We start from the raw sequence: 19,411 nt of genomic DNA on the forward strand, positions 1-19,411 counted from the left end.
ATGAATTTGAAAAAATATATAGTATTACCGGTCATTGCTTTAACCGGTTGGGGGTTGTCGGGATGTTCGAGCGATTTTCTGGATAAATATCCTTTGGATGAACAAACAGAAGCAACAGCCTTTAAAACCAGCGACAACTTCAAAACGTATGCCTGGGGATTATATGAATATTTCGACGGATTTCCAACAGATGGCGGTTACACTCCGGCTAATATCTCGAGCGAATATAATACGGATAATATAATTTATGCCAATTCCGGCGGAGAATCCGATTATGCTTATCAGTTAAAGAAGTTACCGGCAACCAGTAGTTCTTGGAGTTTTACGTATATCCGTCGTGTCAATATAATGTTGCAGAATATTGATGGTTCTTCCATGAGTGATGTCGATAAAGACCACTGGAGAAGTGTCGGTTACTTTTTCAGAGCGTTACGTTATTTTGATATGATGGTAGCTTATGGCGATGTGCCTTGGATCGACAAAGTGCTGAGTGATACGGATACGGAGGATCTTTATTGTGAACGTACTCCGCGAGACGAAGTCGCTAAGCATATCCTGGAAGACCTGCAATGGGCGGAAGAACACATCAAAGAAGGTGGTACAGGAACAAATACAATTAATGTTCATGTGGTCAGAGCTCTAATTTCACGTTTCGGATTATTTGAAGGTACCTGGCGTAAATATCATGGATTGAATGATAGCGAAACGTATTTGAGAGCTTGTGCTAATGCTTCAGAAAAGTTGATGAGTGCTTATCCTTCTATCATGCCTAATTATGATGACCTTTACAACTCGGAAGAATTGGTCGGAAAAGCAGGTGTGATCCTGGCAAAACAATATGAAACGGATATGGTAACACATAGTATTACACGTGTTATCCGTTCTTCTGCCTGGTATGTCGATCTGACAAAAGATGCAGTTGACAGCTATTTGTGTTCAGACGGACGTCCGGTTTCTACCAGTAAGGTATATGAAGGTGATAAGGATTTGAATGCTCAGTTCCGTCATCGTGACCGTCGTTTATATTGGACGGTAGTTCCTCCGTATAAAGTAAAATTGACTGGTGCTGCCGGTACATCATTCGGTTGGGAGCATACCGGAGTGGCCAGCGATCGTGAATATATTGACTTTATGGAAGAAATAGGTGGTTCGGCAACGGGTAAGAGTTTGCCGGTTTCTAACTTCGTCGGCTATCAGGTTTCCGGTTTTCCGCACTTCCGTAACTATCCGAACGGGCAGGGATTCCTGGTTACTCACTTAGGTTTCTATTTCTGGAAATATTATAACCGTCACGTCGATAATATGGCGTTGCGTTCCTCTACCGTCGATTATTTGCTTTTCGGTATAGAAGAAGTAATGTTGAATTATGCAGAAGCTAAATTTGAATTGGGCGAATTCTCTCAATCTGTAGCTGATGCCACTATTAATAAACTTCGTGTTCGTGCGGTTATTCCTGCTATGAATGTATCGGAAATAGATGCTTCTTTCGATTTGAATAGAGACCAGAGCGTAGATCCTGTTTTGTGGGAAATTCGTCGTGAACGTCGTATCGAATTGATGGGCGACGGTTTCCGTTTCCGTGATTTAAAACGTTGGAAAAAAGGAGAATATGTGAATAAACAACCATTAGGTGCATGGGTAAAAAGCAGTGACTATGGTAGTAAACTCAATATTCTCGGAGGTGCCGATGAAGGCTATTCCATCTTGTTTGCCAAACCATCGGGTTGGTTGGAAAAATATTATCTGGAACCGATTCCGACACAGGAAATTGCCTTGAATCCTAAACTGAAACAAAACCCCGGTTGGGAAACCGCTGAATAATTAACATCAATTACTTTTAAAGGTTGTTTCTGCGGACAATGTTCTCATAGGGACAACCTTTATTTTTTAATATAATAAATATGAACACTAGAAAATATTTATATATCGTTGCTTTTGTTTTTCTATTTGCCAATGTTTCATTTGCTGCTAAATGGAAAGCTAAACATGTAGTATTGATCGGTCTCGATGGTTGGGGGGCTTATAGTGTGGAAAAAGCTGAAATGCCCACCGTGAAGAAATTAATGGCTGAAGGTTCCTATACTTTGAAAAAAAGAAGCGTGCTGCCTTCTTCCAGCGCTGTGAACTGGGCTTCTATGTTTATGGGGGCTGGTCCTGAGCTACACGGATATACGGAGTGGGGTTCACGGACTCCTGAACTGCCGTCGCGTGTATTGAGTAAAGATGGCATATTTCCAACAGTATTCGGCCTTTTACGTGAATCGGACGCCAAAGCGGAGATCGGTTGCGTTTGCGAATGGAAAGGTATTCGTTATGTGATAGATACACTGGCATTGAGCTATGACAAACATGTAGCGGAAGCATCGAAAGAACCGGATGCAACAGCTCGTTATGCAGTCGATTATATCAAATCGGCCAAACCGAACTTGTGTGCGGTTATCTTTGATAATCCGGATCATGTGGGGCATGCAGACGGACATGATACTCCTGAATACTATAATATGTTGAAAGTTCTGGATGGCTATATCGCCCAGATAGTAGAAGCTGTTAAAGAAGCCGGAATATTGGATGATACGATCTTTATTGTTACATCCGACCACGGAGGAATCAAAAAAGGACATGGTGGTAAGACTATGCAGGAAATGGAAACAGCTTTCATTATTTCCGGAAAAGGAATCAAGAAAGGGTATGAATTTACAGAAAGTATGATGCAGTTTGATACGGCTGCTACTATCGCTCATATTTTTAACCTGAAACAACCGCAGGTATGGATTGGCCGCCCGATGGTACAGGTTTTCAAATAACATGAGAAGCTAGCGTCTAAAAATAAAAGTACGAATGAATAATCATATAAAAATAAGTTTGGCTTTGCTGTCGGTACCTTTGTGTCAGGCAGCAGCTAAAGAAAATAAGAATGACCGTCCGAATATCGTTATTATCTATTGTGACGATATGGGGTATGGTGATATAGGAGTGACCGGACATCCGGATATAAAAACACCCAATCTGGACCGAATGGCTCTGGACGGTATGCGTTTCACGAATTATTACAGTGCATCACCGGCTTCAACGGCAAGCCGTTATTCTTTGTTGACGGGACGTTATCCGGTTCGTGCCGGTTTCCGGTGGGTCTTGAGTCCGGATGCGGAGAGAGGTATTCATCCCCGGGAATTGACAATAGCCGAACTTCTGAAGGAACAAGGTTATGCTACGGCTATTTATGGTAAATGGCATTTAGGTAGTACGAAGAAAGAATATCTGCCTTTGCAGAATGGTTTTGATGAATATGTCGGCCTTCCGTATAGCAATGATATGATTCCCCCGAAATATCCGGATATTGCTTTGATGTGTGGGAATGATACGCTTAGAATGAATCCGGACCAGTCGGAACTGACGGCCCTTTACACGGAAAAAGCTATATCGTTCATTAAGAAACATAAGAAAGAAAACTTTTTTGTATATGTTCCTTATGCAATGCCTCATGTCCCGTTATATCCCGGAAAAGCTTTTATAGGCAAATCTAAGAGAGGTACTTACGGCGATGCTGTGGAAGAAATCGACTGGGGAGTGGGAGAAATTTTGTCTGCTCTTAAAAAAGAAGGAATAGACAAGAATACGATTGTTTGGTTTATGAGTGATAACGGTCCCTGGTTGCCCCGGAACGAGGAAGGCGGTTCGGCCGGTATCTTCCGTGACGGTAAAGGCAGTACCTGGGAAGGAGGGGTCCGCGTACCTTGTTTTGTTAGCTGGCCCGACCATTTGAACGGGCAGGTGAATGAAGAAGTCATTACTTCCATGGATGTTTTCGCTACTTCCGTATGGATGGGAGGGGCAGCGATTCCAACCGACCGTGTTATTGACGGAAAGAATATAGCCTCTTATCTCGGATACGAAAATGTGGCTCCGAAACCGGAAACTCCATACTTCTATTTTGGTATCGACCATCAGCTGATGGCGGTACGTAAAGGACAATGGAAGCTGCATGTAAAAACATACAGCCAATTGGGACTGGATTATTTTAAAGGAGAATTACCGTTACTGTTTAACATTAATACCGATCCTTCTGAGAAATATAATCTGGCAACCAAATATCCGGAGGTCGTGAAGGAATTGACTTCCCTGATAGAAGAAAAGCTGGAGGAAGTGAAAACGACCGGTGATTTTTTCAGTAAAAACTGAGTATTATTTGTATAGGATAAAAGCTGCCAGCAACAGGCTTATAGAAATGTCTGCGTGCTTGCTGAAATAGACTTTTATGAATTTGAGCGCCTCAGAAATATGTTCCTGTACGGTGTTGACTGAAATACCTAATTCGGCAGCAATTTCTTTATGAGACATACTTTCGATACGGCTCATATTAAAAATCTTTTGACGTTGCGGGGGGAGTTGACTGATTGCATTCTGGAGAATCATCTGATATTCAGTATAGATGATTTTGGAGTCAATCGCTTCTTCTTCCGTAATTTTTTGTGCAGACAGTATTTGTTTCACTTTCTCATCAATATCGATATCCCGGAAATAATTGAGTATGCGGTTCCGGGCCATCGTATAAAGGAAAGAAGAAAAGGACAACTCAGGATTGATAAAGGAGCGCGATTCCCACAAGCGGATAAATATTTCCTGTACAATGTCGTTCGCTTCTTCTTTCGATTTGAGCAGATGGAGGCAAAAATAGTATAACTTATCTTTATAGCGCACATATAACTCACTGAAAGCCGCTTCATTGTCCCGAATGAGTAGTGTGGCTAATTCTGTGTCTGTCTTTTCTTTGAAGTTCATGTACACAAATTCCTAATTTGAGACAATATTACGTTTTTTTCTAGAATAAAAGAAATTCCCGGCAGAATAACTGAGAAATAGTAGTTCCACCGGGAATTTTATGTAGTGTTTCTGTTTTATCAGAACAACTTTTCAGGATATTCACCAGCATCAACCAGTGCCTGAATCTTGTCGACTACTTCCTGGCGGTCTTCCGGATATGTGACACCGAACCATTTACTGTTTGTATCCAAAACTTTTACAGTGGCAGTCTTGTCACTAATCAGTTTATCAACCATCAGCGGGATGAAGAATTCGCTCTTCAGGTTTTCCATGTTTTTCGGATCACTCAGGAATGTTTTGAAGAATTCATTGCTGTAAGCGAAATAATCAGGAGTAAAGCCCCAGAAATTCATGCTGACCGGAGTGGTGTCGGGAGTTGCCGTCCATTCGCCGTTGTCGTCGATATATTTTACTTCGCCATCTATACGCTGGATTTTGGTACGCTCAACGACTGATGTCAGCAGTTGGTTTTCGTCCGTACCGCAAATACCGCGTGAAACGGTTCCGCTTTCGCTCAATGTATTTCCTACACGGAAACCTACCATTGCATAGGTGTTTTTGGAACCGTCAGGCAATGCAGCCAGATACTTACCCATTACCTGGAAAGAGTCGCGGCCGTAGAAGTCGTCGCAGTTGATTACAGCGAACGGTTCGTTGATCACACCGTCACCCATCATTACGGCATGGTTTGTTCCCCACGGTTTTGTACGTTCCGGCGGGCAGGTAAATCCTTCGGGGAGGTTATCCAATGCTTGGAATACTAATTCACAAGGAATATGACCTTCATATTTTGAGATGATCTTATCACGAAAATCCTGTTCAAAATCTTTACGGATAACAAAGACAAGCTTTCCGAAACCAGCCTGAATAGCATCATAGATTGAATAATCCATAATTGTTTCTCCGTTAGGACCTAGTCCGTCCAATTGTTTTAATCCTCCATAGCGGCTGCCCATACCGGCTGCCAATAGAAATAATGTAGGTTTCATAATTCTTTTATTTTAATTAGATAGTGTATTTTTCATTTTGCTGACAAAGGTAGAAAACTATTTACGAACGGCAAGATAATATTCTTCTGATTTGAGATGTCGGCCGAAATAAAATATCCTTACCCTGAAAAATTCACTTCACTTCCAGTACAACGATGGATTTGGCCGGAATATTGATTTTCAGCTGCCCTTTCTCCACTTTGGCATCGTTGAAAGCCACCGGTTTTACTGCGTCCGGTTTTTCGAACGTATTATGGTCGTTGATGGAGGCGGAGGTCAGGATGCGGCCATTTACGCCCGATATTTTCTGGCCTTGCAGGTCAAGCGTGATGTTTTGCGTATTGTCGATGTCTACGTTTGCCAGCGTGATGTGGATCAGACCGTTTTTATCTTTGGAAGCGGATGCGCTCAGCATCGGGACTTCGCGGTTGTCGCGTACCCGGGCTTTGTCACAGATCAGGTCCATCGGCAGGAATGTAGCATCCTGATGCACTTTGTACATTTCAAATACATGATAAGTAGGCGTCAGTAACATCTTCGGGCCGTTGGTCAGAATCATGGATTGGAGAACGTTGACAATCTGGGCGATGTTGGTCATTTTCAGACGGTCGGTGTATTTATGGAATACGTTCAGGGACAAGGCGGCAACGAAAGCGTCGCGCATGGTATTCTGCTGGTAAAGATGACCGTTGATGGTTCCGGGTTCTTCGTCCCACCAGGTACCCCATTCGTCAAGCATCAGGGCTACGTTCTTTTTAGGGTCGTACTTATCCATGATCGTGATATGCTTTTTTATCACATCTTCTATTTCCAGGCATTTCCCCATTGTCCAGTAATAATCGTCTTTGTTGAAATTTGTTGCCGAGCCTTTGCTGCCGTTCCAACCGGAAACGGTGTAGTAATGCAGGGAAAGCCCGTCCATGCGGCCGCCAACGTTTTTCATTAGTACTTCCGTCCAGTTATAATCGTAGTCGCTGGCACCGCTGGCAATTTTGAATAAACGGTTTCCGTCGTAGTTGCGGCAGTAGGTAGAGTAGCGGCGGTACAGGTCGGCATAATATTCCGGGCGCATGCTGCCTCCGCAGCCCCAGCTTTCGTTACCGACCCCGATGAATTTTACGTTCCAGGCTTTGTCGCGGCCATTCTGACGGCGCAGGCGTGCCATCGGGCTGTCACCTTCCGAAGTCATATATTCAATCCATTTGGCCATTTCTTCCACCGTACCGCTTCCGACATTGGCACTGATATAAGGTTCGCATCCCAGCAGCTCGCAGAGGTTGAGGAACTCATGGGTTCCGAAACTGTTATCTTCGATCGTTCCGCCCCAGTTGTTGTTGACCATTTTCGGACGGTTCTCTTTCGGGCCTATACCGTCCATCCAGTGATACTCATCGGCAAAGCAGCCGCCCGGCCAGCGGAGGTTGGGGATTTGCAACTTTTTCAGGGCGTTGAGCACATCATTACGATACCCTTGTGTATTAGGTATGTCAGAGTCGGGACCCACCCAAAGGCCGCCATAAATACAAGTTCCGAGATGCTCGGCAAACTGTCCGTAGATGTGTTTGCTGATTTGTTGTGTTCCTTGCTGGGGATACACACGGATGCTTGCCTCTTTTTGAGCAAACAAAGGAAGTGCCAGAAAAGCAAGGGCACTGATGAATAACTTTCTCATGATATTATTTTTAAATGTTCACATACAACTTTTTACTGTATTTGTGGTGCATCGATGGCATCCAGCTTCCTCAAAGTTTCCAGCCTGAAAGCACCGGGCCAGGCCACCAGCCATGAATTGATCCGGTCGAAATGAGATGCGGCATCCCAGTTCCAGTGACTTTGCAGATAAGCTTCATTCTGGGAACCGACAGGGCGGACACGTCCGTTTATCACCAGTGTACCGTCGGATATCAGTTGGCAACCGTTATTCCAGATGGCAATCGCTTTTTCTTTCCACTGGCTGTCTCCCGTCAGTTTCGTCAGCTCGAACCATTCCGGCACCCAGAACAAAGCGTACGGGTCCAGGTGATGATGCTGCACGGAAACAGAAGTCGCACCGAAAGTCTTATAGTTGTATTGGGTGAAGTTGTCGTTTTCCGGATAAACGCCGTTATAATGCCACAACCAGGTGGACAGATAGTAGGAGACGGCAACGGCATTATCGAGGTATTCTTTGTTGTTTGTCAGGTTATACAGCTTCAAAGCCGAGCGCAGGAGGGAAATGGATGACTCCTTGTCGATACACCAAGTATCCAAAGCCCCAGCCGTAGAATATCCTTTTGTTTTCAGTTCGCTCACATAATGATCGTAAGCCCGGGTTGCGGAAGATAAATAGGTGGAGTCTTTCGAACGTGAGAATGCTTCGAGCATGGGGGGAACCATGAAACAACCGATAGTCCCTTCCCGGTAGAAACATTCTCCGTTCGGATACCAGCCGCGACCATATACTCCGTTGTTCTGCTGGTCGTTTCTGACGAAATCGCAGATACCGAAAGCCAGGCTTTCATAATCCGGTCTTTCCAGTCCGCAGGCTTTCACCAGTTCAGTCGCTTCGAAATAATTCAGGGCGGCCGTTCCCAGGTTGCAGGCATCTATGACGACATTGTCGATCTGGCTTCTCTGGCCGGAGATACGGTCATAGTTCGTGATAAAAAGTCCGTTGGGCAGCCGGCAGAGTTTGGCCCATGCATCGAGGGTGGCTACCCCTTTGTCCAGAGATTCTTTGTTATTATGTTTGATATAATCGAAAAGCAGTGAATTGGCAAAAGACGCATTTTGTCCGCACCAACCTATTTCGTATCCTTTCCGTTTACTCCATTCCCCGCTTTTATCCGGCGAGAAACCGATTGTAAATCCACTGAAAGCACCCTCTTTCGTCCAAAGATATTCTTTAGCATACCGGAGGCCCAGTTCCCATATTTTGGCGGGTGGATAAATGGCTGTCTCTTGTTTGTCGGCACGCTCCCAGGCTTCGTGCAAGAAGTTATGCATGGCATAATGATGAGGCTGCACGTCGCAGACGGAGAGATAAGCGGTCAATGTGACCGTTTCCCCTTTGGATAATTTTTCCTGTTTCTGATATCCCGGTTTGTAGCGGTCCCTGGCTGCATACATGACCGGCATTTCTTCTTCCGGCCAGATAAGCCGGTGGGTAGTGGTCTCCCTGTCCGGCATCAGGGAACAGGAGATACTCTCTTTTTCATTCTGGGGGACGTCGCTCCACATGGCAACGGCAAACCGTGTTCCTTCCGAGTAGGTTGCTCCGGGAATGGGTGTGCTGCGGTAGGAATAAGTTCGCCATTTCCCGTTTTGCTGTGCACCTTTGGGCTCTTTTCCCCGTCCCCAGTTGTTTCCGTTGTAAGAGACGGAAGGTATCATCCAGTAATCGGAGGCGGATTTGTGTACGAAATCCAGGTTAATCCTGGCTGTTTCCATGTCTTCCAATGCTGTGTATTGGCAGGTGATCTTAAACGTACAGGAATCGAGCATTTCAATCTGATCTGTACGATTCATTCCTTTTGTTACGGAAGGGTTCAACTCTCCGACAACCGTTTTTCCGGACATGAGAACCATTCTGTCATCCTGGTTTTTCCAGTGATATTTATCAGACTGGCAGGACAAAAGGATAAAGCATAGAACGAAATAGAATAAGTGTAGTTTCATAAATATGTGATTTTGTCTAAAGTCTTCATTCTAATAAGGTTACTGCCAACAAATGTATGTAAATATCAGGACAAAGCCAAAGGAAATGATTCTTATTTTGCAGAGGAATTTATAATATATATGGAAGGGATAAAAGAAGGGAGTGCCTCAAAACGTAGAAGCACTCCCTTTTACATTACAGCAACTTGAAATCAGATCGTCTATTCAATTTCCGGTCTGTCGCCGCCACCGTTGCCACCGCCGTCATTTTGGGTAACAATCTCTTCCTTTCTCTCGAAATTGGCATCCTTACGGGCTTTACGCAAGGTCGCTCCCGGACTGAAAATGATTCGTGGAATTTTTATCATATTGGTTTGAAATTCCTCTTTTTCAGCAGCTCCGGTAGAACCAACTCCGTAACGGAAGTTTCCGAATTCACCGAACTGTACCCGTCGTCCGGCTGCCAAATGTTTTTTGATCAGGTAGTTCATACGGTCCATAACCCCTTTTACCTGGTTGGAAGGAATACCGGCTTCACTGATCTCACCCAATAATTCTTCAAATCCTACCAAATCCGAATAAACCGGTTGTGCATATAACTTTTTCGGGGTTTCTTCTTTGTCTTTCCCCATGTTGTTACGTTCGACTAAACGATACTTTACTGACATAATTTTAATTTTTTAAGTGTTAATAGAAATTACTTCATCTGTTTTCGAAAACATTACAAAAGTAACTTCCAGCCGAAACACAAAAACGGTTTAGATGGAGATAGATAGGTTTAAAAGGGAATAAGAGGGTATAGAAGTTATTTTTTATATTTTACCAGCATAATTACAGGATTTGAATCTTCTTCCAACTCCGCAGCAATTTCTTTCAACTTCCCTTTTAATTGCCCTTTTTCGTAAGCCTCAATAAGTTCGTGAGGTTCTAATTTTTGACAAAAGGCGATTTCACTATTTGTAGTTTCCTGCATAGTTAAGTTCACGGGGACTTTTTCAGAAAAATCATCATTGAATACAGTATATTCGAATAATGTATTATCTATTCTGTCATACATTAAATGTGTCTTTGGGAATTTCTCATTCCTTAAAATGTCGGCATCCATCGTTACTGTTTCCATAAAATAGTAGCGGTCGGTAAATATACATGGTAAAAGGAATACGGCTGGTTTCATCGATTGTATAGATGGTGTTCTGGCTATGAAAGGAGTCAGACTGTAATCCGGTGAGAGTTTGAATATTGTATCGGACGAGGGTTCCGTTAACAACCAACTATCATCGTAAGGAACGATAGGATAAAGACGAGGAGCACCCCCTGTATTTTCTGCGCGGTTGGTTATTCCCCATTCAACTTTCTTTTTAAAATAGATTCGAAAATCTTTAGCAATGTTCCCGTCTTGTTTGGAAATGATAACAAAACGTTGGTAATCCGTTTTATTTTGTATCTGGATGGAAGGTGATTCCCTGGCAATCAAATAATCCTGGTTGTAATTCGTAGCATTAATCCATTTGTTATCGCCTCTGGGGATACTTTTTAAAAAAATTCCCTGAAAATCATATACCAGAACGTTTCTTATTATTTCATCAATGTATATTTCACCGCTGTTATCATCTACGAAGGCACTTAGGTTGAATATATATTCCTCAGAACCTTGCCCTTTCCGGTTAAACTTTCTCAAACCTTTGCCATTTCGGTCGAAGATAAAGATATCGCCATCGTTGATGACATTTTTCACTAATATGATTTCTTTACCTATGGCTTGTACGATGCCTTGACAAAGAAATTCGTCCGTGGATTCTAATGCAATATATTCCACATCCATAATATCCTGAAGAATTAACTCTTTTAGAGGATATTTTTTACTAACGTCAATCGTAATAAAAGTATCCGGTATAGCAATAGTATCAGAGTCTTCCTTTTGACAGTCAGATTTTTTGTTACCACCGCATCCTGCCATTATTGTCAGAAGCATAACTAAGATTGTATAAATGCTTTTCATCCTATTCTATTTTAGTAGTCAGGCTTCTAATTCAAATCTTCTAAATCTAAATAATACACTTCGTCATTATTCAGATTTATAGTATATAGCCGTTTCCTAACCGGATCTGACCATACACGAAAAAAAGATTGATCGGTTACAAGTTGATAAAGAGGTTTTCCGTTCCAGTCGAATACATGGATAGTATTAAAGGTTGGTAATTCAACACCAAGATGATCATTCCAAGGTTTTTTTCCCCAGTAAGTCGCATAAATATAATTATCATCCGCATGTACGCAATTATAATATACATTCATTGACTTCATATCTGTTTCTAAAAGAGAAAAATCGGGACCGTCTTTCATTCTGTAACCAACAATATTACCAGTATGAATGTCTAAAATGTTTATTTGTGGAAGATGTTTCATGACCTGGACAATTTTAGAGCCATCTGGTTTCATTGCGTCCCATGTGTAAAAAAAGAAATCTACTGAACTCGCGATATCGCTATTACTGTTATGTACTGATTTTGTTTTGTAAATCGGATATTCCTGTATTAACTCATTAGTATAAATCGTACGTTTTTCATAAAACGGCGTAGTTGCTTCATTGTTATTTAAATATTCAGCAGGTTTGTAGGCAAACAATATATCATCGGACTGATAAAAGTTAAAGAAGATACGATTATTATTATACGGAACAATTGTATCATATACCGTTGTCCCTTTTTCTATAGATTGACTTACATTCCATAAAAACAACTTTCCTTCATTAGAAGCGTAAAGTACTGTCATTATATCATCTCCTTTTTTGAATAATTGCATTATACAATTAACGGATATTGCCTCTTCGCTACCTTGCCCTTTTTCACAGAAAGAACCGATTTCTTCACCCGTGTCCACATTGAATATATTAAAAAAATGATTAGGGTAGTTAGGACTCCAACAAATTAGCAGTGACTCATATACTGCTATCATTCCGGTATTGTCCCCATTTAATGGAACGGATTTACTTTCGATGTTTATTGTAGTCATACTACTGTTATCGAGGTATCGTATATCTCCATTAAAATACTGATTGTTATCTTTATTGCTGCAACAGATAAATACACCAAGGATAGCAATAGACATTACGATGTTTATTACTTTCTTGTCTGGACTTTGACTGAAATTCCATATTGTAGTAACTATTACAGAAGCCTTCACTTTTTGTTTTGGTAGCAATGCCCGTCTTTGTCTCCTGAAATCAGCATACCTAGAGGAAGTGATTTTCTGATTCTTGAAACACGCAATAGGGGTACTAATACTTGTTAATATGTAAGAGAGATGTTTCATTTGTCCATGTTTTTCGGTTTGTTCGTAAATATAGTCAATATTTTTATGATTCCTTTTTGTGAGTTTCAAAATATCTATCAACAAGAAAGGGTACATGAAAAAAGAATGTAATATTAGGATAGATATATTTTACTAAATGAGCTATCCGGAGAGCTTCTTTACGAAAGTTTTCATTATCAGTTGTTGTTCCAGTTTCTGATATTCTATGACTTATAACGTTTCCTGTACTATCGCTTTCAAGGATGATAAGTACATATCCCTCTATATTTTGTTTTAATTCTTCTTGGGGATAAATCATGTTCTCTCTGACAAAAGAATTTATTTTGTCAGTAGTCATTATTGAATCTTTTTTGGAATGCTTTGATGAAGGAAGTATTGTTTTCTTTATTTTTTCTTCCTTTATGATTTGTTCTGATTTTTGTGTAGTATCTAATTGAGTGTAATTCTTAGTTATTTTGTTGATATTGTCTGTTGTTAAATTGATATAGCTAAAAGAATCTTCCTGTAAACCTATCATGGTGAAAAAGATTAATCCATTAGCTGATATATTATATATTGGATAAGTATTTTCAGGTAATTTTATTTCGTCTGTTTTTTCGAAATTTGAATTTATGATTGTTAGAAATGTCTCTTTGTCATTAAATGCCGACGGATTGTTGTTTTTATTAGTATGTATACGATAATAGCAATCTCTATATGGGTCATATTGTATATTGTGAAAGAATAAAGAATGTAAATAGTGATCAAATATTTTTTTTGTATTTACATTTTTGTCTAAGTCTTCAGATAAATTATCCGTGAAATTACTTTTTATATCATATTCATAGGTTTCTTTATTCCTACGATTATAAATGTATATTTTTGATGAATTTCCAAAATTGTATATAATGCTGTCTCCTTTGCTAAGTATTTGTGCTGTAGATAATTTTCCATAATACTTATCTGTGACGGTGGGAGGGAAGTATATAGGGAGTAAGTTTACAATTTCTTTTTTTATATCTATTGTTGCAATACAATTTTTACCTTTTAAATTTGACGGTGGTACTGTATTAATTGGTATTATTAATTCATCGTGTTTATTGTCAAAGATGAGATTTTCAAAATTAGATAATGTGATGTTTGTTGGGAAAATAGAATATTCGTTGTTGTCAATGAGGTTGTTTAGTTTTTCCCTGGATATTTTTTTGATAATCTTACCTTGATGATTTATTATTGTATAGCTGGTTTCATTTTGAATGAAAATAGAATCTCCATAAACACAAAAAGCATCTATATTGGTTATGCCATTTGCTCCTTCGTGTTCTATTTTTATCTGGTTAGATAGTTTTTGAGTAGATAGATTAAATATATCAATACTGTGTTGTATTTTATTGAAGCAATATAATTTGTCTTCGCAAACTCTATTTCTTAGCGAGGTGTATGTTTGAAGACAACTGTCGCCTATTGAAATGTTGATTGTGTCAATCATCAGATTCTGATTTAAAGATATTTTCTGATGATTTTCGCATGAACAGAGAAAAAGTGTACCAAGCAGTAGTTTTGTCCAATTACAGAAAATGTGATATGATGTTTTTGGTATTCGTATCATATGGTAAGAGAATTTATCTGTTTGTGTGTAAAGATATGAAAATCTTCTTATCCATTGAAAAATACTCTGAATAAAATTTATTTTCTGTTTTGAATTAATATCTTGACCTCTTCCCGCATTTCCCGGATAGCCGTGCTCTCTACTTTCGGTTCTTTTTTTAGTACGGCGTCAGCCGCTTTGATAAACTTATCTTCCTGGAAGAAAGTAGGTTCCGAGTAAAGTTTGGTAAGCAGGTAATACGGATAGATCCGTTCCGGTAACATATCGATCGCATGCAGCAATAAATTTTCCGCTTTTTGATAGTTTCCCATCGACTGCTCATTTTTTGCCGCCATATAATGTATCATCGGATCACCGCTCAACTTCATTGCCCGTTCCAACAACCGGTTCGCCTTTTCAAACCGTTCCGATTTGCTCAGGCACTGTGCTGCCTCGAACAGCAACTCCGGTTTATGTCCCATCAACGACACCAGTTCCTCATATCCTTCACCCGCCGCCTCATAAGCCTTACTATTATACAACATCTTCAACGTATTCCATTTTTTATATCCTTCATAATACCCTTTCTGCTGCCGGAAAATCCACCCGCAACATATAGCCAGCACCCCTATCATAGCGACAGAAAGTATCTTCCTCCCCTCTCGAGAGGGGGTAGGGGGTGTGTCAGCGGCAACCGAAATATCAGCGTCAACCGGAGTATTGCTATTAGCCACCCCCATCAACACCACCAACACCACCCAGAACTCCGGCAACTGCAACGGATACGATGCCAGGCTGAACACCATCAGCGCCAATATCCCTCCGGCCGCTCCCGCCTGTCTGTTTTTTACCCCCCGGAACAAGGAATAGCTTAACAACAATACAAAAACCATTAAACCCACCAGCCCCTGTTCCAAACCAATTTGTAAGAATTCATTAAATCCATATTCCGGGCATCCGGCAACCATCATCTCTGTCTCCGAAGCCTTTCCCGAAGTAAAATACTCCGCCTGTGCTTCTGCATAAGCAGCCGGAAAACCACCCGTCCCGGTTCCTGTCCAGGGTTGTTCCCTGATAGCTTGCCCCGTCACTTTCCATAAAAGTAGCCGGCCATTGGCAGAATCTTTCTTTAGCAGATAAATACCTGCCAATGCACCGGCTATAGAGATCAGGATCAAAATAGAAGATACGATAGTCAAGGTCCGGTTTCCATTCATGTATCTTTTAGTCTTTTCCCATCCGATCCGTTGCACCCAATACACCCATCCGCATGAAACGGCAGCCGCTATCCATGCCGTCCGGCTCATCCCGGCAGGAAGCACGACGATGATCGCCAGCAAACAGATCCATCCCAAATACCGTAGAGACGCGTGGCTGTGCACTCTCTTCTCTTTCCCCCATTCCAAAATCATCCACAGACAAACCGGCAAAACAATTGCAAGGTACCCCGAATAAGGCCCTGGATTATAAAAATCCCCGGTCAGCTTGAACAAGGAATGGTTAGATCCCTCGAATCCATGTAACTGTCGCATCCCCGACACGGCTTCAATCCCTCCGGTCGCAACAACCACCGCCAGGAAAAATAGCTGTAACTGCGGCCATCCGGTCAATATGAACCGCAGCAGAAACCACAATACGACTAATTGCCCGCCAAACAACATTTTCTCCGGTTCGGGATCCAGCTGCCGGTTATAAGTAAGTGCAACAATAGCCGCCAAAATCAGCACCAATCCGTCTGCGACCGAAAAGACAAATGGTTTTACCGATTTCGTCAGAACAGCCGCCACCAGACTGCATGCAGCCAGTAGCAACATCGCCAGATGAAACCAAAGAACTTTTCCTGTGACCAGCCCGTTAGCCAGTCCTGTGTCTGTAGCAAAAACGGTGCACAGCAGAAAGATTCCGCTGATAGCGAGCAGTGAGTAACTTATATATTGTCTGTATTTCATAAATCAACTGTAAAATACTGTTTCCCCTCTTTGTAAATAAACACCTGCTCCTCCCGTCCTTTGGTCCGGTCGCGCAGCCATAACAACGCATTGTCCGGAACACGGTATTCCAGTTCCCAGCCGGTAGCCGTTTGAACCCCGAGCGATTTCCACCCGTTTACTCCGTCCTGATAGAAGAGCTCGTATTCATCTCCTGGCCAGACATAATTGTCATCGTTTCGTGGTGAGAAAACGACTTTTCCAATCGTTGTCATTTTTCCCAGATCATATGTGATAAAACAAGAAGTATCTCTTGCCTGAAAATAGCTGAGTATGTCTCCGTCTGTTATATGATCCAATGCCCGTACAGGTTCTATATCGTTCATTCGTTTTAATGGAATCTGTTCTTTGCATAAGGAATCCTTGAAAACAGAAAGCTCACTGAGTTCCATTTGTTTTCCTGATGGAGCGATATATTTTATGTATCTGTATTTCTTGTTAATATCCGGTGGAGTCAGTTCGTAATAATTGTAATCCAATGTATCATTGAACTGATATACCAGATCCGGTCGGGTAAAAGAAAGATCTGCACTCACTTCTATTTTTGATCCGATAATGGCCCGATAAAGAAATTCGGCAATAGTTGGCATAAGCGACATTTTTCTTTTCAGTATAACTTTTTTCATGGAGGTCGTATCCGGCTTTAGCAAATGAACTGTTTCATCCTTATAAATAAACGGAAAACCTGCTGCCCGGTGGTTTTGCCCGTCCGAGATCAAAGGCTGGTAAATAACATCAGGTTCCAGATTCCGGAAAGTCACATTCCCCTTGTTGTTGTGTGCGATATCGACCGGAATCCATCCGCCCGGACTGAAAACGCCCAGATAGATATAATCTTCGTATGCAGACTGCACGGAGGCGGATACTTCATTCTCACCGAAATAATTGGCTGTTACATCTTTGATAAAGCGATCCCTGAATAAAGCCGGCACTTTATTGTCTTTTGTAATTCCGGAAAACAGTTCATCCTGTGCTCCGAAGCAGTAGCGGTAGACTTTCCCTTTTTTTCTGCCGTCGGTACCCGGATTTATGCGGGATGCTTCAAACTCATTGAAACCGAACTGGATGAACTTTCTGGTAGTGTCGCGTAGCACAGTCCAGAAGTGAGGATGTTGGTATTCAGGAGAATAAACGAAATATTCACTGGCGACAGGAATGCCGCAGGCACGCATGGCATAAAGTGTGACATCGCAAGCCTCCCTACAGAAACCGACGCGATGATAGAACAGGAAGTCCGCACTTTGATGAGGTATGCTAAAATCCGTGTTCCAACGGTAATAAACTCTTTTCAGATCTTTATCGACGGCTTTGCAAGCCTCAATCACATCATTCCCCTGATAAGCCGAGTCGAGTATGGCCGTATAATAATCATGGTACAGCTTCCGCCAGGATGACAACGGTTCGTCTCCGATCCGGTAAGGAAGGATCAGTTCGCAAAAATCATCGAATCCCAGATTCCGGTTCCACGGATACCTTTTCCACACATCGAAGGCAAGGTCGATATTCTCGATCAGGTAATCAGCCGTGATCACTTTGGCGTCATATACTTTCGGCAGTGAATAGAAAGAAACCCGTTGCCATTTTGCTATCACCTCTTTAGGAACGGCTTCTCCTTTATCTTTTTGTATCAATACCGGTTTGATAGAATCCAGTTGCCATCCTTCATATCCGTACCATCGGGGCATATTACGGATCAGGAAACGGGCGGCTTCCAGTTTTTCCGGATTATTCTCATAATGGCTTAATACCTTTTCCAGTTCGCCCCGGTTATCTCCGGCAAACAAAAGTGCTTGCTCCAGACGTTTGCTATCCGATGAAGCGCAAGCGATGAGAAAAACGGCTAATAGTATGTTTATTCCTGTTATAAATACTTTTTTCATTGTTTTAGATTTAATGAATGACTTTTAAAAAACGATCCCACCGGAATTTATCTGTATACGGATCAATTGATTTCCAGATAATCGGAAATTTTTCAGTTGCAGCTATCTCTTTTTGCGAATCCATGTCGCCGAGAGGCGTTTGTACGCTTTCCACATGAAAGAATTCGTTTCGCATAGTACTATTTGTATTTTATTTCAAGTCATATTTAATAATATCCTGGCCATTATCATTGGATGCAATAGCCAGAACGAATTTGTCTTCTTTGTCTACAGCTATTGTTTGCAGGATGCGATCAGTTTGCCATGTAGCTATATGTTTTCCATTCCATTGGAAAACTACTATTTTTGAGGGAGTGGTGAAATCAGACGAACCATCATATAAACAGTATACATATTGTGGTGTTCCGCATATATAAGTGAAACATTTGGTTGTATTTCTAATATCTATGCCAATTTGATTGGGAGAAATAACAGGTACGATAGGTGTGTTTCCAAATTTGACAGTTGTCTTTAATGTTCCATTCAATTCGTAGAAAGATACAAAGTTTGTAAATCTGCAAGCAGAAACGACAGCATTTTGACTTTCGTTCAAGCAAATCGTATTAATATATGATAAAACATCCTTAGGCATCACTTTCTCAACAGAGGGAGATGGATCTACCCAATAAAATCCGGAGTCAGGATTGAAAAAAAAGAATGGACTTTTACTGTCTCTATTTACAGGAATAGCGTATACCTCTTTGGTTGTGATGTTAAAATCACGACCTGATACATTTCTAAGATTTAATAGTTTAGATGTGTTTATTTTTATATCACTATTTTGATTGTTTAGGGTTATGTCTTTATAATACTGATTTTCATCGACCAAAAAGGTAATATCTTTATCATTAGAATTAGTCTGTATTTCTTTTGTAAACAAAGGCTTCCAGAGTTTATCTTTTCCCGAACTTCTGCATGAGCTATTATGAAGGGTAAATAGATTATCTTGTTTATATACTCTAAGTATTGTATCAGATTTTTGATCAAGAAATAAATAGAAATTGTCTGTTATTTTTAAATCATAAAAATAGCAGTGATCATCTTTTGAGAGTAGAATTTCACCAGCCAGTTGTTTGTCTACTTTTGTAGATATGTTATAATTTTTGATCTTTGTTCCTTTATGACATGAAAAAGCCATAAATAGAAGTGGAAATAATAATATATATTTCATATGCAATT

General features: G+C 41.1%; 15 protein-coding genes. 3 read left to right on the forward strand and 12 right to left on the reverse strand.

The annotated features are described in order from the left end of the window. The 3 genes from HMPREF1535_RS14465 (at position 1) to HMPREF1535_RS14475 (ending at position 4,179) form a co-directional block, all read left to right on the forward strand. Positions 1–1,821 carry a RagB/SusD family nutrient uptake outer membrane protein gene (locus HMPREF1535_RS14465; RefSeq protein ID WP_046146675.1) on the forward strand — a complete coding sequence of 607 codons (1,821 nt, stop codon included), beginning with the start codon at positions 1–3 and terminating at the stop codon, positions 1,819–1,821. A gap of 80 nt (positions 1,822–1,901) precedes the next feature. Further along, a complete protein-coding gene (locus HMPREF1535_RS14470) occupies positions 1,902–2,804 on the forward strand; it encodes an alkaline phosphatase family protein (protein ID WP_007652679.1) in 903 nt (300 codons plus the stop codon). A gap of 34 nt (positions 2,805–2,838) precedes the next feature. Further along, the gene (locus HMPREF1535_RS14475) at positions 2,839–4,179 is read left to right on the forward strand and encodes a sulfatase family protein (protein ID WP_046146676.1); all 1,341 of its coding nucleotides are present in this window, start codon (positions 2,839–2,841) and stop codon (positions 4,177–4,179) included. A gap of 3 nt (positions 4,180–4,182) precedes the next feature. Here the strand turns inward: HMPREF1535_RS14475 and HMPREF1535_RS14480 are convergent, their stop codons facing one another. The 12 genes from HMPREF1535_RS14480 to HMPREF1535_RS14530 form a co-directional block, all read right to left on the reverse strand. Beyond that, positions 4,183–4,779 (reverse strand): RNA polymerase sigma-70 factor, encoded by a 597-nt coding sequence (locus HMPREF1535_RS14480; protein WP_007652692.1) that lies wholly within the window; start codon positions 4,777–4,779, stop codon positions 4,183–4,185. 119 nt (positions 4,780–4,898) lie between these two features. Next, positions 4,899–5,810 (reverse strand): glycosyltransferase family protein, encoded by a 912-nt coding sequence (locus HMPREF1535_RS14485; protein WP_007652694.1) that lies wholly within the window; start codon positions 5,808–5,810, stop codon positions 4,899–4,901. A gap of 133 nt (positions 5,811–5,943) precedes the next feature. After that, positions 5,944–7,482, reverse strand: a complete 1,539-nt coding sequence (locus HMPREF1535_RS14490; protein WP_046146677.1) for an alpha-N-arabinofuranosidase — start codon at positions 7,480–7,482, stop codon at positions 5,944–5,946. 32 nt (positions 7,483–7,514) lie between these two features. Then, positions 7,515–9,467, reverse strand: a complete 1,953-nt coding sequence (locus HMPREF1535_RS14495) for a hypothetical protein (protein WP_244275627.1) — start codon at positions 9,465–9,467, stop codon at positions 7,515–7,517. Positions 9,468–9,667: 200 nt separating this feature from the next. After that, positions 9,668–10,114: an HU family DNA-binding protein gene (locus HMPREF1535_RS14500; protein WP_046146679.1), complete on the reverse strand. Its 447-nt coding sequence runs from the start codon at positions 10,112–10,114 to the stop codon at positions 9,668–9,670. A 137-nt stretch (positions 10,115–10,251) separates the two neighbouring features. Then, positions 10,252–11,445: a 6-bladed beta-propeller gene (locus HMPREF1535_RS14505; RefSeq protein WP_046146680.1), complete on the reverse strand. Its 1,194-nt coding sequence runs from the start codon at positions 11,443–11,445 to the stop codon at positions 10,252–10,254. A gap of 26 nt (positions 11,446–11,471) precedes the next feature. Further along, positions 11,472–12,758: a BF3164 family lipoprotein gene (locus HMPREF1535_RS14510; RefSeq protein ID WP_244275629.1), complete on the reverse strand. Its 1,287-nt coding sequence runs from the start codon at positions 12,756–12,758 to the stop codon at positions 11,472–11,474. Positions 12,759–12,801: 43 nt separating this feature from the next. Then, positions 12,802–14,226: a DUF4221 family protein gene (locus tag HMPREF1535_RS14515; RefSeq protein WP_222861287.1), complete on the reverse strand. Its 1,425-nt coding sequence runs from the start codon at positions 14,224–14,226 to the stop codon at positions 12,802–12,804. Between the two features lie 197 nt (positions 14,227–14,423). Then, positions 14,424–16,274, reverse strand: a complete 1,851-nt coding sequence (locus HMPREF1535_RS14520) for an O-antigen ligase family protein (protein ID WP_046146682.1) — start codon at positions 16,272–16,274, stop codon at positions 14,424–14,426. Next, on the reverse strand, positions 16,271–18,193 hold the full coding sequence (locus HMPREF1535_RS14525; RefSeq protein ID WP_046146683.1) for a discoidin domain-containing protein: 1,923 nt from the start codon (positions 18,191–18,193) through the stop codon (positions 16,271–16,273). The genes HMPREF1535_RS14520 and HMPREF1535_RS14525 overlap by 4 nt, the downstream gene beginning before the upstream one ends. Before the next feature lie 10 nt (positions 18,194–18,203). Then, positions 18,204–18,368 carry a hypothetical protein gene (locus HMPREF1535_RS25835; protein ID WP_154670876.1) on the reverse strand — a complete coding sequence of 55 codons (165 nt, stop codon included), beginning with the start codon at positions 18,366–18,368 and terminating at the stop codon, positions 18,204–18,206. A gap of 15 nt (positions 18,369–18,383) precedes the next feature. Further along, the gene (locus HMPREF1535_RS14530; RefSeq protein WP_046146684.1) at positions 18,384–19,403 is read right to left on the reverse strand and encodes a hypothetical protein; all 1,020 of its coding nucleotides are present in this window, start codon (positions 19,401–19,403) and stop codon (positions 18,384–18,386) included. Positions 19,404–19,411: the final 8 nt, after the last annotated feature.

The sequence above is a fragment of the Parabacteroides goldsteinii DSM 19448 = WAL 12034 genome, assembly GCF_000969835.1.
Taxonomy (GTDB): domain Bacteria; phylum Bacteroidota; class Bacteroidia; order Bacteroidales; family Tannerellaceae; genus Parabacteroides; species Parabacteroides goldsteinii.

Bases quoted from the DNA above. Each gene is read 5' to 3' on its own strand.
- HMPREF1535_RS14465 (WP_046146675.1), top strand. From the start codon at position 1: ATGAATTTGAAAAAATATATAGTATTACCGGTCATTGCTTTAACCGGT.
- HMPREF1535_RS14470 (WP_007652679.1), top strand. From the start codon at position 1,902: ATGAACACTAGAAAATATTTATATATCGTTGCTTTTGTTTTTCTATTT.
- HMPREF1535_RS14475 (WP_046146676.1), top strand. From the start codon at position 2,839: ATGAATAATCATATAAAAATAAGTTTGGCTTTGCTGTCGGTACCTTTG.
- HMPREF1535_RS14480 (WP_007652692.1), bottom strand. From the start codon at position 4,779: ATGAACTTCAAAGAAAAGACAGACACAGAATTAGCCACACTACTCATT.
- HMPREF1535_RS14485 (WP_007652694.1), bottom strand. From the start codon at position 5,810: ATGAAACCTACATTATTTCTATTGGCAGCCGGTATGGGCAGCCGCTAT.
- HMPREF1535_RS14490 (WP_046146677.1), bottom strand. From the start codon at position 7,482: ATGAGAAAGTTATTCATCAGTGCCCTTGCTTTTCTGGCACTTCCTTTG.
- HMPREF1535_RS14495 (WP_244275627.1), bottom strand. From the start codon at position 9,467: ATGAAACTACACTTATTCTATTTCGTTCTATGCTTTATCCTTTTGTCC.
- HMPREF1535_RS14500 (WP_046146679.1), bottom strand. From the start codon at position 10,114: ATGTCAGTAAAGTATCGTTTAGTCGAACGTAACAACATGGGGAAAGAC.
- HMPREF1535_RS14505 (WP_046146680.1), bottom strand. From the start codon at position 11,445: ATGAAAAGCATTTATACAATCTTAGTTATGCTTCTGACAATAATGGCA.
- HMPREF1535_RS14510 (WP_244275629.1), bottom strand. From the start codon at position 12,758: ATGAAACATCTCTCTTACATATTAACAAGTATTAGTACCCCTATTGCG.
- HMPREF1535_RS14515 (WP_222861287.1), bottom strand. From the start codon at position 14,226: ATGATTGACACAATCAACATTTCAATAGGCGACAGTTGTCTTCAAACA.
- HMPREF1535_RS14520 (WP_046146682.1), bottom strand. From the start codon at position 16,274: ATGAAATACAGACAATATATAAGTTACTCACTGCTCGCTATCAGCGGA.
- HMPREF1535_RS14525 (WP_046146683.1), bottom strand. From the start codon at position 18,193: ATGAAAAAAGTATTTATAACAGGAATAAACATACTATTAGCCGTTTTT.
- HMPREF1535_RS25835 (WP_154670876.1), bottom strand. From the start codon at position 18,368: ATGCGAAACGAATTCTTTCATGTGGAAAGCGTACAAACGCCTCTCGGC.
- HMPREF1535_RS14530 (WP_046146684.1), bottom strand. From the start codon at position 19,403: ATGAAATATATATTATTATTTCCACTTCTATTTATGGCTTTTTCATGT.